This window comes from Pelagerythrobacter sp. (assembly GCF_041912895.1).
Classification (GTDB): domain Bacteria; phylum Pseudomonadota; class Alphaproteobacteria; order Sphingomonadales; family Sphingomonadaceae; genus Pelagerythrobacter.
Window position 1 is genome coordinate 1,293,651 of sequence record NZ_JAYSGI010000001.1, and the last position, 13,154, is coordinate 1,306,804.

Below are 13,154 nucleotides of genomic sequence, written 5' to 3' on the forward strand. Positions count from 1 at the left end.
TTCGGAAATTTCCGAATACGATTGCACGCCTGGCTGGCGAACATGGGCATTCCCCTACGTCAAGTGCGGCAGCGGCGCCGCTTGCGCGCGTGGATATTTCGCTACAGGTGTTGCTTCGGCGCGACGCTGCGGCGTCGGGTCAGGTCAGCGAGGCGCTGTCCGCGATCGCGCTGATGCCGCGCCGGCCGTTCGCGTCGCGGCCGAGCTGGACGATCACGTCGATCACCGAGGCGGCATAGGCGATCGTGTCCGAACGGGTCAGCCCGATGCCGGTCTGCATCACCATCAGCGCCAGTTGCTCGAGCGCGCCGCGCAGCGAATTGGCGTGGATGGTCGAGAAGCTGCCCGGATGGCCGGTGTTGATCGCGCGCAGGAAGCTCACGCTCTCCGCCCCGCGCAACTCGCCGAGCACGATCCGATCGGGCCGCAGGCGCAGCGCGGCCTGGAGCAGCTCGTTGGCGGTGACCTTCGCCTCGCCCAGTTCGCCCTTGACCGCGACGAGCCCGACGCCGTTCTCGCCCGGCAGGCGCAGTTCCGCCGTATCCTCGACCAGCACCACGCGCTCGTGCCGCGGAATCTCGCCGAGCATGGCGTTGAGAAAGGTGGTCTTGCCGGTGCTGGTGCCGCCCGAGATCAGGATCGTGCGCCGCTGGCGGATCGCCTCGCGCAGATAGGCGATCGGCTCGGCCTGGGGATCGGGCAGGGCCTCTACCGCCGACTGGCTCAGCGGCCCCGCGTCGTAGGCGTCGAGCGGCAGGTCGAGCCGGCGGTGGCGGCGGATCGCCATCGCCCAGTGGCGACGCGCGGCGGGTGGGCCGCAGAACTGCACCCGCGCGCCGCCCCAATCCTTGGCGGGCAGCGTGGCGCCGAGCAAAGGATGCTCGCGGTTGATCCCTTGATGGCTGACGCGCGCGACCTGCTCGGCGAGCCGCTGGACCAGCCGGTCGTCGATATGCGGCGTCTCGATACGCTGCATGCCCGGCGCGGTGGCGTCCTCGATCCATACCTCGCCGGGGCGATTGACGAGGATCTCGGTCACCGTGTCGCGGTCGAGCCATTCACGGAACGGCGCGAGATAGGCGTCGAGATAGACGCTGCGCTCGCCGGAGGCGCTGTCGTCCGTCTTGAGCGGGTGGATGTCGGCCGCCATGCCCGTGCCCTACCTGACCGCCGCGACCTGGCTGAAATCGAGATCGCGCGCGGTGAACACGCGGATCGGCTCGCCTTGCCGCACCCGGATCGTCGGGCCGATCTGGCTGTCCTGCTGCGCGGCGACGCTGGCGGCGGACTGCCCCGCCCCGCCCAGCACCACCGACGCGCCGCCGGTGCCGATCGCCGACAGCCCGCCGACGACGGAAAGCAGCATGGCCGAGCCGAACCGGCGGAAGAAATGGCTGTCGACCTCTCCCGCGAGGCCGGTCGTCCCGTCGAAGCCGATCGCGGGCGAGGCGATCGAGACCGAGGCGCCGTCGGGCCGGATCAGCCGCTGCCAGATCACGTAGGCGCGCTTCTGCCCGCCCTGCACGCCCGACTGGTACTGGCCGATCAAGCGGCTGCTGCGCGGCACGAGCACGCGGGTGCCGTCGAAGCTGCGCACATCCTGGCTCACCACCGCGCGGACGTAGCCGGGCACATCGGTGTTGATTGCGGTTTCCAGCACCGCGGGGATCAGCGTGCCCTGGGTGACGGTCGTCTGCGGATTGACCATCGCCTGCGCCTGCGCGGTGGTGCCGCCGACGCCGCCGATGCGGCTGGCGAAGTCCGACGCCGAACTGCCGGTCGCGGTGGCGCTGGCGACCGCTTCGCCCGCGCCGGGCGCAGCGCCGGGTGCGGCCGCCGTGACGGTTCCGGCATCGTAGACAACGGTCGGGCTGGCATAGGGATTGCCCATCGCCATCGGTGCCGGATTGGCCGCGAGCACCGGGCTCGGTGCGGGGTCGGCCTGCGGGCGCACCGGCGCGTTCGGCGCGGGCACCGCCGCTGCTTGCGTTGGCTGGACGGCGGCCTGCTGCGCCGGCGCGGGCGCGACCTGCGGGTTGCCGACGCCATCGGGTTCGCCCAGCCGCGTCGAATCCATCCCGATGAACGTCGCCGCGCCGAGCAGCGCGACGATCGCCACCCCGGCGATCAGCCCGAGCGTGTCGGACTTGCCCTTGCGCTGGGTGACCGCCGGAAAAGCGTTGCGGCTGGCGAGATCGATGACCTCGGCCGTCTCCTGCTCGCGCGGGTCGACATCGTTGGCGGCGGCACCCTGCTTGCGCGTGGGCAGCTTCGTGGCGAGGCGCATTACCTGTTCTCCCCTGCCTGAGCCAGCGCGGCCGAGCCGTGCGGGCGTTCGGGCCGTTGCGGCCCGGTGTTGGTGAGCACGGCGCTGTCGTCACCCGACCGCAGCACCAGTTCGCGCGGGACGCCGTCGACCACGATCGTGTCGCCGCGCACAGTAAAGTTCACCGGCCCTTCGGTGCCCTCACGGTCCTTTACCAGGATCGCGGGCACCGCCCTGCCGTTGGGCCAGGTGAGGAAGGTGGCGTTGCCGTCGTCGTAGGTGCGCGTGGGCAGCAGCGCGGCATCGCCCGCACTTGCCCAGGCGAAGTTGAGCTCGGCCGGGTCGACCACCGCGTAGGGATCGGTCGCGGCGGCGACCTCCACCGCGCTCGGTCCGCCAGCCAGCATCGGCGCCTCTTCCTCCGGCTCTTCGGGATAAGTGAACTTGAGCACGTACAGCGGGTTGGCGCGCGGACTTGCGACGAGATCGAACAGATAGGTTCGCTGGTTGGTCACCACCGTCATGTTCGTCTTCGCGGTGGGTGCGAGCGGCTTCACGAACAGCAGGTTCGCCCGCTTGTTCGGCGTCACCTGCCAGGATTCGGAATCGCCGATCGCGACGTTCTCGATCGCTTCGTCCTCGCCGAACTGGATCGTCGCCTGCACTTTCGTGCGGCCCTCGATCGTCACCACTTGCGCAGGGTCGTAGAGCCGCTCGACCAGCCGGGCGTCGTCGGCCATGGCGGGCGCGGCGAGCAGCGTGAGGGCGAGCGCGGGAAAGGCCACGCGGATCATTTCGATGTCTCCGAAGTACGGGTTGCGGGGGCGCGGAAGCGGGTGCCGATGCCGCTGGTGCGCGAGGTCGAAGGGCTGAGCGAGCGCGTCGCGCCGCCGGTCGCGGCGGGGCCGATCACGCGCGTTTCGCGGTGGGTTGCCGAGCCCGGTCCGGCATCGTTGGCGGTAGCGGCGGTGGGCACGGCGGACAGCGCGATCCGGCGTTGCGAAACCGAGGTGGCGGCAGCTTGCCCCTGCGCGGCGACGGCGGGCGTCTGCATGGCAACCGGCGCGGGCGCGGCGGACCGGCCACCACTGTCGCTGTCACGATCGCGCACCAGCCCGAACACGCGCCACCCGGCGACCATCGTCCCGGCGACCTTCAGCACCATCACCATCAGCGCCATGTGAACCGCGCCGATCAGGAAGAACGCCACCGCCGCCTGCGGATCGACCTGACCGGGGGTGGAGGCCAGCGCGGCAAGGATCGGCACCGCCATTTCCAGCATGATCCCGCCGCCCAGCACGGCGAACAGCGGGGTCAGCGCCAGCAGGACGACGCCTTTGAGCCAGCCGGTGAACAGGCCGCGCGTCCCCTCGAACAGCGCCAGCACCACGAAGATCGGCCCGAGCGCGACGAGCACCGCCAGCCCGATGCGCGCCGTCACCAGCACGCCCACGGTGCCGAGCAGGAACAGCATCGCGCCGAGCCACAGGATGCCTTCGGGCGAGAAAGCGCCGAAATCCTCCTGCCCCTGCGTCGCCTGCTGGATCGCAGCGAAGACCACGTCGATCTTCTCCGCGAACACCAGCGTGGCCGACCCTTGCGTGCCGCCGAGCACGCCCGCCAGCCAGTCGGGCGCGCCGAGCGCGAGGTTCCAGACCACGCTCTGATACGCGACCCAGCTCGTCGCGAAGGTCACGACGAGGCCGAGGGTTACCATGCGCGGAGTCAGCGATTTCACGCCGATGTTCGTGCGGCCCAGCAGCAGCGCGATCGCGAACAGCGCGACGAACAGCGTCAGCGCGATCGTCAGCACGGGGGTCAGCGCGCCGCCGGGCGCGAACAGGCGGCCGAAGGCCTGCGCGGTGAACTCGCCCGCGGTGCAGTCCACCGCCTGCAGTGCGGCGGCGACGCCGTTGCCGACCTGATCGGCGGCGGCCTGGCAGGCGGCGCTCATTCGGCGGCGAGGCGGAAGGGCATTTCGCCCTCCGCCATCCCTTCGTCATCCGCCGCCGCGCTCCCCCCCGGCCAGGCATGGCCGGTGAGCGCGGGGAACCAGTCGGCCGGATCGTCGCCCATCGCCGCGCGCAGCACGTCGAGCCGGCGGACCGAGCTTTCGCGGCCCGACAGCACCGTCAGCACCTCGGGCGCGCCCGACAGGTCGAGCCGCACGACCACGCTCGCATCGGGCTGGCGCACCAGGAAGCAGCGGCTGTGTGCGGGCAGGCTGCGGATCAGCGCCAGTTCGTGGCCCGTCAGGCCGAAGCCGTCGCAGTAATCTTCCGGCCGTGCACGACTGTTGGGCATGAACACCATCGTCGCGGTCTGCTCGACCAATGCGGTGGAAATGCGGCTCTCCAGCGCATCGCGCGCGCTCTGCGTGGCGAAGCCGACCAGCGCGTTGCGCTTGCGCAGCGTCTTGAGCCAATCGCGGATGCGCGCGGCGAACACCGCATCGTCGAGCGCCTTCCAGCCCTCGTCGATCAGGATCATCGTCGGCTTCCCGTCCAGCCGCTCGTCAATGCGGTGGAACAGGTACATCATCACCGGCGTGCGCAGCTTCGGATTCTCGAGCAGCGCGGTCATGTCGAAGCCGAGCACGCGGGCCGACAGGTCGAGCCGGTCGTCGGCATTGTCGAACAGCCAGCCGTGTTCGCCCGCATCGATCCAGGCGGACAGGCGATCGGACAGATCGCCCGCCTCGGGCCGGCGCGCGCCCGACAGCAGCTCCTTGAAGTGGCGCAGGCGGCGGAGCGTGGCGTCGTTGGCGTAGGCGGCATCAACCGCGTGGGCGATCGTCGCCAGTTCCTCCGGCCCCTCGGCCTTGAGCAGCACGCCCAGCCAGTCGCGCAGGAACGCGCGGTTGGCGGCGGTATCGGGCAGCGCGAGCGGGTTGAACCCGGTCGGCTCGCCCGCGCTGATCCGGTCGTAGCGCCCGCCGATCCCGCGCACGAACAGCTCGCCGCCGCGATCCTTGTCGAACAACACGGTGCGGGGCGCAAACTTCTGCGCCTGCGCGGCGAGGAAGTTCATCACCACCGTCTTGCCCGAGCCGGAGGGGCCGATCACCGAAAAGTTGCCGAGATCGCCGGTGTGGAAGTTGAAGAAGAACGGTGTCGAACTGGTGGTCTGGAGCAGCGTCACCGCCTCGCCCCAGTGATTGCCCTGCGCCTGCCCCAGCGCCATGCCGTGCAAGCTGCCGAAGCTCGCCATGTTGGCCGAGGAGATCATCGCGCGGCGCACGATATATTGCTCGTTGCCGGGGAACTGCGCCCAGAAAGCGGGTTCGAGATTGGTGTCCTCACGCACCGCGATCGCGCCGGTGTCGGCAAGCGCGGCAGCGCAGGCGGCGGTCGCTTCGTCCAGCCGGGCGAGATCGCGCTCGCGCACCAGCACGGAGAGATGGTGATCGCCGAAGCCGACCGCGCCGTTGCCCAGCGCGTCCCGCGCCGCGAGCATGTCGGACCGTTCGGCGGCAGCTTCCTCGTCCGCCGAGCGCAGGCGGCGCAGCGCGAGGTCCATTCGCTCGCGCGCGGTCTGGCGCTCGGCCGGGGCGTAGCTTTCGGACACGACGAGTTCGAACGGCAGGCGCAGCAATGCGTCGAGCAGGCCGGGCGAGGTGGCGTCGGGATAGTCCTTGAGGCTGAGCAGCGCGGCGAAATCGGGTTCGCCCGAACCGCGCAGTTCCATCGCGTCGAGCCCGAAACTGGCGCGGCGGTAAGGCAGCATGTGGCCCACGTCGGCATCGTCGTGCGGGCGGCGCACCGGGCGCATCTCGCCGTTGTAGAGCGCGCTCAGCAGTTCGAGCAGTTCGTTGTTCGCCCTGCCCTGCGCGCCCTCGTAATCGCCGAGGACCGAGGCGCCATAGGCCTGGAGCGAAGCGACGAGCCCGGTCGCCGCCGCCTTGAGCGAGCGGATGTCCTTGGGATCGGGCTCGATCTCCTTGCGGCCCCTACCCTTTCCGGCGCGGTTCCACATCTTCGCCGCGCGTTCGGCGAGACCCGCCTTGCCGCGCGCCGGGCGGCGGATCAGGGTGACGAACTGGTCGTTAACGAACAGCGCGCCCGAACCGAGCCGTTCCTTCCACCGCGCGTCGATATGGCGGCTCAATGGATCGGCGAACTCGGCATCCAGTTCCACTTCCACCCGGCGGCGGACGACGTGGTGATACATCACAAAACGCGCATCGAGAGTGGAGCGCAGCACCACCTCGCGCGTCGCCGCGTGGGCGTTGAGCGCGTCGGTATCCTCGGTCTCGAACAGCAGGCCGGGCACCTGCAGCGCGGTCATCACCGAACCGTCGCGCAGCAGCAGCGTGCTTTCGTCGATCAGCCGGGCATAGGGCAGGCGGTCGCCGGCGCGGGCTTCCTTCGCGCTCCAGGCGGCGGCTCCGATCCACTTGCTCATTTTCGATCCGACCCCTTTCAGGTCTTCGTCACGCGGCGTAGCTGTTGCAGCCCCACCGCTTGAAGTTCTTCACCCGCGGACACTTGCTGACCTTGGTCATCCACAAGTCGAACACGCGCGGTTCGCGCAGGCAGGCGAAGTAGCCGATGCCGTGGATCATCACGGCGGCGGGCAGCGCGAGGAAGCTGCCCGTGATGAGGAACAGCTCGGTCGTCACCGCCGCGTTGATGATGAAGAAGTTGTACGTCACGCCCGCGAACATCTGCGGCCGCGTGAGCGCGCGATGGACGGGGTGGCGGACGAGCTGGTCCACTTCAGCCCGCCGCCTGCTGGATACCCGCGACGATCGAAGCCGCGCCGAACAGGATGAAGCAGCCGATGATGACGGTCGCGCCGAAGCGCCAGTTCATTCGCCCGGTCAGCATCAGGAAACCGACCGCGGCGACCGCCATCACCGCGACCGCGGTGGCGACATTGCCCAGCAGCGTGCCCTGCAGCCAACCGAGCGCGGCGACGATCGGGCCGGACCCTTGCGGATCGGCGGCGGCCTGCGCGAAGGAGGCGGTGGGGGTAAGCAGCGCGGCGGCGGCGGAAAGTCTGGCAAGCGAACGCATCAAATCGAAATCCTAGCGGGAATGGTCGGAGAGACGGCCCATGATGGCCGCCACGTATGTCTTGGTTTCGCGAATGTTCGGAATGCCGCCCGCGCGCTCGACCCGGCCGGGCCCGGCGTTGTAGGCGGCCAGCGCCTTTTCCAGATCGCCGCCGAACCGGTCGATCTGCGCGCGCAGATACCGCGCGCCGCCTTCGAGGTTGGCGAACGGATCGTGCGGATCGACGCCCAGTTCGCGCGCAGTGCCGGGCATCAGCTGGGCGAGCCCGCGCGCGCCGACGGGCGATACCGCGTCTTTGCGCCAGCGGCTTTCCTGCCACACCAGCGCCTCTATCAGCGCGGGGCTGAGATCGAAGCGGCGCGACAGTTCGGCCACCTTCGCGGCGTAGAGTTCGGGAATCAGTGCGGCGGGGAGCGCGGGATCGGCGATCGCGTTCGCGGGCACGGCGTAATCGGCCGACAGTTCGACCACGTCCGCCGGAAGCGGCACACCGCCTTCTGCCGAACCCGCGACTTGCGGCCCGGCGATCCAGCGCGCGCCCTCGGCGCCGATTTCCATGACATCGGCGTGCGCAGGCGCGGCCATCGCGGCCATGCCCGCAGCAAGCGCAATACCTGCCGATCTGTCGAGAATCATCGAACCCTCCGTCCGATCCCTTTGCGCACCCTACATGACAGGCTGGTGACAGCAAGTCGGACCGACCCGACAAGGGTTCGCACACGCTCGCCCCTCCTCGAGCGAAGCGGAGGCTACTCTACAAGCGACGGAAAGACCAAGGCTTTCTGCCCGAGCACGCGCAGAGCGCGTCGCGGATCAGCGCATCGTCATCCGGCCAGCGGGCGCAAAGGCGCCGCTATCGAGCAGACGTAGCGCACGGCGCGCGAGATCGCCGGAATCGACCCACTCGCCCCCGGCGAGTTCGAGCCGCACCGTGGATTCGCTGCGGGCGACCGCGCGGAACATGGCGCGCGCCTCTTCCTCGTGCCCTTCGCGCGCGTGGGCGATGCCGAGGTTGATGAGCCGCGCCGGATCGTCGCTTTCGAGGCGGTCGTTGGTCTCGATCCGTTCGATCGCGGCGCCGTTCTTCTGTGCCAGCAGATCGCGATAGGCGACGTCGGGCGCTGTAGCTCCTTGAGCCATCAACACCACGGCCGCGATAGTTACGAGCGCCATTGTTCTTCTCCCACAGGTTCTCCGTATGGAAAATCTGCGCTCCGCCCCGGTCGAATGCAATAAAAATGTCATACTGTCACGCAATTGTAATATTCGCACCTTCACACTCACAGATTGTCATTTTTGTCGTCTTTAAGTCGTATTTATGTCTTTGAAGAAAAAGGCATCTACGCAAAGAAACTGTCACGCACCGGTCCTACTCGGCGAGTCGCGACTTCGAATTCGCGCTTTTTCCGATTCTCGGTTTTTTGAGGGGACCGCTCGCTGTGAAAACGCTTCAACGATCCATCGTACTCGGCTGCGGCCTGGTCATTCTGGCCGGCTGCGGTGCCGACGAAATTTCCTCGCCCGGCACCGGCGGCGACGTCATCATCAACCCGCCGGCCACGCCGCCCCCCCCTCCCCCGCCGCCGCCTCCGCCGCCCGCATCGGTCTCGCCGGCGAGCGGCTGCCCGACCATCTCCGATCCGCAGGGCCTCACCGATGGCGGCACGATCACCGGGCCGACCGGCGAATATCGCATCTGCACGCTGCCCGCGCGCTTCAACGCCTCGTCCACGCTGCCTTATGTCGAAGGCCTGCTCTACCAGCTCAACGGCCGCGTCGATGTCGGCACCGACGGGGGCCCGGCGCCCGACGCTTCGGACGGCGCGGACGACACCAACGTGACGCTGACGGTCGAGCCGGGCGCGATGTTCTACGCCAGCGGCGCGGCATTCCTGAACGTCAACCGCGGCAACCAGATCAACGCGGTCGGCACGGCCGAAATGCCGATCATCTTCACCAGCCGCGACAACGTGCTAGGCCTGAACAACGAGAATTCGTCGGGCCAGTGGGGCGGCGTCGTGCTCTCGGGGCGCGCGCCGGTGACCGACTGCACCGTCGCGCCGAACGCCACGCCCGGCTCGGTCAACTGCGAACGTCAGGTCGAAGGCGCGGCGCAGCCGGCGATCTTCGGCGGGGCGACCGACGACGACAGCTCGGGCGTGATGCAATATGTCCAAATCCGCTATTCGGGCTTCGTCCTCTCGGGCGACAACGAACTGCAGTCGCTCACCACCGGCGGCACCGGCACGGGCACCGAACTTGACCACATCATGAGCTTCAACAGCTCGGACGACGGGGTCGAATTCTTCGGCGGCTACGCCAACGTCAAGAACCTGATCGTGGTCGGTTCGGAAGACGATGCGCTCGACACCGACACCGGCGTCCAGGCCAACCTGCAATACGTGATCGCCGTCAGCCGCGCCGGGGCCGGAGACACGATCATCGAGGCCGACTCGACCAACGTGAACATCGAGAACACCCCGCGCCAGAACACGCAGATCTCGAACGCGACGTTCGTCTACAACGGCTCGGCCGGCGATCAGGCGATCCGGCTCCGCGGCGGTACGGACTATGCGATCGTCAACTCGGTCCTGGTCGATCAGACGGGCGCCACGCCGTGCCTGCGCATCGACGATGCCGAGACGATCCGTCCGGCCAATGCTGGCCTGGACGATGCCGGCCCGCCGGTGTTCAACTCGTTCGTGGTCGATTGCGCGACCCCGTTCCGCGACGGCGGCAGCGTTACCGCGGCGCAGGCCGAAGCGATCTTCGATGCCGGGGCGAGCAACAATTCGGCCTTCACCAGCACGCTATCGATGACCTTCATCAACGGCACCAACGAGAGCGGCGTACCGGCGTTCGATCCGACCGCGCTGTCGAGCTTCTTCGACAACGTCGACTACATCGGCGCGGTCCGCGACGATGCCGACACCTGGTACGCGGGCTGGACCTGCAATTCGGCGACGGCGACGTTCGATCCCGATGGCAGCGATTGCAGCTCGCTGCCGATCTACTGATCGCATGACGAACCGGGGAGGCGTCTCGCTCGCGGGCGAGCCGCCTCCCCGCACTTTCGGGCCGCGCGCCCGCCGAACGATTTTTCGAACGTCCACACGAAGGGGGTCACCCACCATGTCCACTGGCAAGCAGTTGGCGGGGCTGCTTCTGCTCACCACCGCACTCACCTTTCCCGGCGCCGCACTGGCGCAGGGGACCGTCGGTTCGCCCGGCACCGGTGCGCAGGGAACCCCGGATCCCGAAAGCGACGAGAACTTGGCGAGCCAGGCACAAGGCGTCGAGGAAACGGCAGAGCAGCAGCCCGACGAAGCGGAAATCTCCATCCCCGGCGGCGGCAACGAGATCGTCGTCACCGGCCGCCGCACGCAGGACGTGACGCGCAGTTCGACCCAGGTCGTCTCGGTCCTGACCAGCGAGCAGATCGCCCGGACCGGCGAAGGCGACATCGCGGGCGCGCTCGGCCGCGTGACCGGCCTCTCGGTGCAGGGGCAAGGCTTCGTCTACGTCCGCGGGCTCGGCGACCGCTATTCGCTCGCACTGCTCAACGGGCTGCCGCTGCCCAGCCCGCAGCCGCTGAGCCGCGTCGTCCCGCTCGACATCTTCCCGACCGACGTGGTCGCATCCAGCCTGGTGCAGAAGACCTATTCGGCCAACTTCCCCGGCGAATTCGGCGGCGGCGTCATCAACCTGACCACGCGCGCGATCCCCGAGGAAAGCTTCCTCGAGATCAGCGCCGGGATCAGCGGCGACGAACAGACGACCTTCTCGGGCGGGATCGACTATTACGGCTCGGATTTCGACTGGGTCGGCTTCGACGACGGGACGCGCGACGTGCCGCCCGCGCTGCGCGATTTCTTCGACAGCGGCCTCCGGATCAACGATCTCGCGGTCGACCAGCAGGCGATCGCCAAGCAGCTCGGCAATCCTAACCTCGTGCTGACCCAGCGCGTGGACGAGCTGCCCGTCAACTGGTCCGCAGGGCTGACCGCGGGCACGTCGTTCCCGGTATTCTCCGACGGGCAGTTCGGCGTGATCGCGACCGCCGGGATCAGCAACAAGTGGCGCAACCGCTCGATCGTGTCGCAGACCGCGGTCAACGCCGACCTCGATCTCGATACCGATTTCCGCGATTTCGTGACCGACAACCGGATGCTGGTGAACGGCCTGCTCGGGTTCGGGCTCGAGGTCGGCGACCATCGCTTCCGCTGGACCAACCTCTACATCCGCGACACCCTGAAGCAATCGCGGCTCGCCCTCGGCGACGACTTCCAGGATGGCGATACCGAGTTCCAGCAGGATACCGCGTGGTACGAGCGGCAGCTGATCGACAGCCAGATCGTCGCCGAGCTCGAGTTCGGCGAGCTCGATGTCGACCTGCGCGGCGGCTACGCGCAGACGCAGCGCGACGCGCCATACGAATACAGCTTCACCTACGTGCGGACGAACAACGCCAACGATCCGCTGGGCGATCTGTTCGTCAACGTGCTCGACCGCCAACGCGGCAGCGCCTCGGTGGCGTTCTCCGACCTCAAGGAAGACCTGTGGTACGGCGGGATCGACGTCGGCTACGCGTTGACCGACTGGCTGCGGCTCACCGCGGGCTACGCCTACACCGATACCGACCGCTATTCGGAACGGCGCGAGTTCCTGTTCGATGCCGACACCGGGTTCGACGATGCGGTCGGCGCGCTGCGGCCCGACCTGCTGCTCGGCGACGCGGTGATCGAATACTACGGCATCGGCCTGATCGAGACGACGCAGTCCGACCCGGCCTTCGCCGCCGGGCTGGAGATCCAGGCCGGATACGTTCAGTCGCGGATCAACCCGGTCGAAGGCGTCACCTTCGATCTCGGCGTGCGCTACGAAGACGCGCGGCAGAGCGTCGATCCGGTTGAGGTCTTCGCCGCGCCGACCAATTCGGGCAGCTCGACGCTGCTGGAGAACGATTACTACCTGCCGGCGGGCACGATCACCTGGGAAGTCACCGACGCGCTCCAGGCGCGGCTCAGCGCTTCGAAGACGATCGCGCGGCCGCAGTTTCGCGAGCTGATCTTCCAGACCTACTACGACCCGGAAACCAACCGCCAGTTCAACGGCAATCCGCTGCTCGTCGACAGCGAGCTGACCAACCTCGAAGGCCGGCTCGAATACTACTTCGGCAACGGCAACCGCGTGTCGCTGGCGGGCTTTTACAAGGACATCGAGCGCCCGATCGAGGTTTTCTCGGCCTTTTCGGACAACGTCCAGGTCAGCGGCTTCGCCAATGCCCCCAAGGCGCAGCTTTACGGCGCCGAGTTCGAATTCCAGTACAACCACGACCTGATCGACTGGGGCGGCTGGTTCGAAAGCAAGCGCGCGATCGCGGTGGCGAACTACACCTACACCGATTCGCAGATCGAAGTGGCCGAGGGCAATACCACGAGTGTGTTCCCGAGCGGGGCGCGCCCGGCGACCGACTTCTTCCGCGACGGGGTGCCGCTCACCGGACAGTCGGACCATCTGGTCAACCTGCAGTTGGGGCTGGAGGACACCGACCGGCTGCAGCAGTTCACCTTCCTCGTCTCCTACGCGAGCGAACGGGTGACCGCACGCGGCACGTCCAGCCTGCCCGATATCGTCGAGGATCCGGGGCTGCGGGTCGATTTCGTCTATCGCCAGGAACTCGACGTGTTCCGCGTGCCGGTCGAAGTGAAGCTGGAAGCGCGCAACATCTTCGGCCGCGACCACTTCGAATATCAGTCGAACGGGACCAACCGGATCGAGATCAACAGTTACGAGGTGGGCCAGAGCTTCGCCTTGTCGCTGTCGACCGAATTCTGACCACGCTGAAAGACCACCCTGACTGGGCCGCC

The 13,154-nt window shown here is 68.1% G+C and carries 11 protein-coding genes; 2 read left to right on the forward strand and 9 right to left on the reverse strand.

What is annotated here, in order from left to right; all coding sequences use genetic code 11:
- Window positions 1–139 precede the first annotated feature (139 nt).
- The 9 genes from virB11 to ACE3QC_RS06605 form a co-directional block, all read right to left on the reverse strand.
- Window positions 140–1,150, reverse strand: coding sequence for a P-type DNA transfer ATPase VirB11 (gene virB11 / locus ACE3QC_RS06565; RefSeq protein ID WP_374406428.1), 1,011 nt, complete (start codon window positions 1,148–1,150; stop codon window positions 140–142).
- Between the two features lie 9 nt (window positions 1,151–1,159).
- On the reverse strand, window positions 1,160–2,287 hold the full coding sequence (locus tag ACE3QC_RS06570; protein ID WP_374406430.1) for a TrbI/VirB10 family protein: 1,128 nt from the start codon (window positions 2,285–2,287) through the stop codon (window positions 1,160–1,162).
- Window positions 2,287–3,060 (reverse strand): TrbG/VirB9 family P-type conjugative transfer protein, encoded by a 774-nt coding sequence (locus ACE3QC_RS06575; protein WP_374406432.1) that lies wholly within the window; start codon window positions 3,058–3,060, stop codon window positions 2,287–2,289. Before ACE3QC_RS06575 ends, ACE3QC_RS06570 begins: the two co-directional genes overlap by 1 nt.
- Entirely contained in the window at window positions 3,057–4,220 is a 1,164-nt protein-coding gene (locus ACE3QC_RS06580; RefSeq protein WP_374406434.1) for a type IV secretion system protein, read from the reverse strand. The genes ACE3QC_RS06575 and ACE3QC_RS06580 overlap by 4 nt, the downstream gene beginning before the upstream one ends.
- Complete coding sequence (locus ACE3QC_RS06585; protein WP_374406436.1) at window positions 4,217–6,670, reverse strand: VirB4 family type IV secretion/conjugal transfer ATPase; 2,454 nt, start codon at window positions 6,668–6,670, stop codon at window positions 4,217–4,219. Before ACE3QC_RS06585 ends, ACE3QC_RS06580 begins: the two co-directional genes overlap by 4 nt.
- Window positions 6,671–6,698: 28 nt before the next feature.
- Window positions 6,699–6,983 carry a type IV secretion system protein VirB3 gene (locus ACE3QC_RS06590; RefSeq protein ID WP_374406438.1) on the reverse strand — a complete coding sequence of 95 codons (285 nt, stop codon included), beginning with the start codon at window positions 6,981–6,983 and terminating at the stop codon, window positions 6,699–6,701.
- Between the two features lies 1 nt (window position 6,984).
- A complete protein-coding gene (locus ACE3QC_RS06595) occupies window positions 6,985–7,284 on the reverse strand; it encodes a TrbC/VirB2 family protein (protein ID WP_374406440.1) in 300 nt (99 codons plus the stop codon).
- Window positions 7,285–7,296: 12 nt separating this feature from the next.
- Window positions 7,297–7,920 (reverse strand): lytic transglycosylase domain-containing protein, encoded by a 624-nt coding sequence (locus ACE3QC_RS06600; RefSeq protein WP_374406442.1) that lies wholly within the window; start codon window positions 7,918–7,920, stop codon window positions 7,297–7,299.
- Window positions 7,921–8,097: 177 nt separating this feature from the next.
- Window positions 8,098–8,457 (reverse strand): hypothetical protein, encoded by a 360-nt coding sequence (locus tag ACE3QC_RS06605; RefSeq protein WP_374406444.1) that lies wholly within the window; start codon window positions 8,455–8,457, stop codon window positions 8,098–8,100.
- Window positions 8,458–8,723: 266 nt separating this feature from the next.
- On the opposite strand from ACE3QC_RS06605, the gene ACE3QC_RS06610 reads away from it, so the two are divergent.
- Both ACE3QC_RS06610 and ACE3QC_RS06615 read left to right on the forward strand, forming a co-directional pair.
- Window positions 8,724–10,301 carry a hypothetical protein gene (locus ACE3QC_RS06610; protein ID WP_374406446.1) on the forward strand — a complete coding sequence of 526 codons (1,578 nt, stop codon included), beginning with the start codon at window positions 8,724–8,726 and terminating at the stop codon, window positions 10,299–10,301.
- Between the two features lie 115 nt (window positions 10,302–10,416).
- Window positions 10,417–13,122, forward strand: a complete 2,706-nt coding sequence (locus ACE3QC_RS06615; protein WP_374406448.1) for a TonB-dependent receptor domain-containing protein — start codon at window positions 10,417–10,419, stop codon at window positions 13,120–13,122.
- Window positions 13,123–13,154 lie beyond the last annotated feature (32 nt).

Excerpts from the sequence above, each read along its gene's own strand:
- virB11 (WP_374406428.1), bottom strand. The coding sequence starts at position 1,150 with ATGGCGGCCGACATCCACCCGCTCAAGACGGACGACAGCGCCTCCGGC.
- ACE3QC_RS06570 (WP_374406430.1), bottom strand. The coding sequence starts at position 2,287 with ATGCGCCTCGCCACGAAGCTGCCCACGCGCAAGCAGGGTGCCGCCGCC.
- ACE3QC_RS06575 (WP_374406432.1), bottom strand. The coding sequence starts at position 3,060 with ATGATCCGCGTGGCCTTTCCCGCGCTCGCCCTCACGCTGCTCGCCGCG.
- ACE3QC_RS06580 (WP_374406434.1), bottom strand. The coding sequence starts at position 4,220 with ATGAGCGCCGCCTGCCAGGCCGCCGCCGATCAGGTCGGCAACGGCGTC.
- ACE3QC_RS06585 (WP_374406436.1), bottom strand. The coding sequence starts at position 6,670 with ATGAGCAAGTGGATCGGAGCCGCCGCCTGGAGCGCGAAGGAAGCCCGC.
- ACE3QC_RS06595 (WP_374406440.1), bottom strand. The coding sequence starts at position 7,284 with ATGCGTTCGCTTGCCAGACTTTCCGCCGCCGCCGCGCTGCTTACCCCC.
- ACE3QC_RS06600 (WP_374406442.1), bottom strand. The coding sequence starts at position 7,920 with ATGATTCTCGACAGATCGGCAGGTATTGCGCTTGCTGCGGGCATGGCC.
- ACE3QC_RS06605 (WP_374406444.1), bottom strand. The coding sequence starts at position 8,457 with ATGGCGCTCGTAACTATCGCGGCCGTGGTGTTGATGGCTCAAGGAGCT.
- ACE3QC_RS06615 (WP_374406448.1), top strand. The coding sequence starts at position 10,417 with ATGTCCACTGGCAAGCAGTTGGCGGGGCTGCTTCTGCTCACCACCGCA.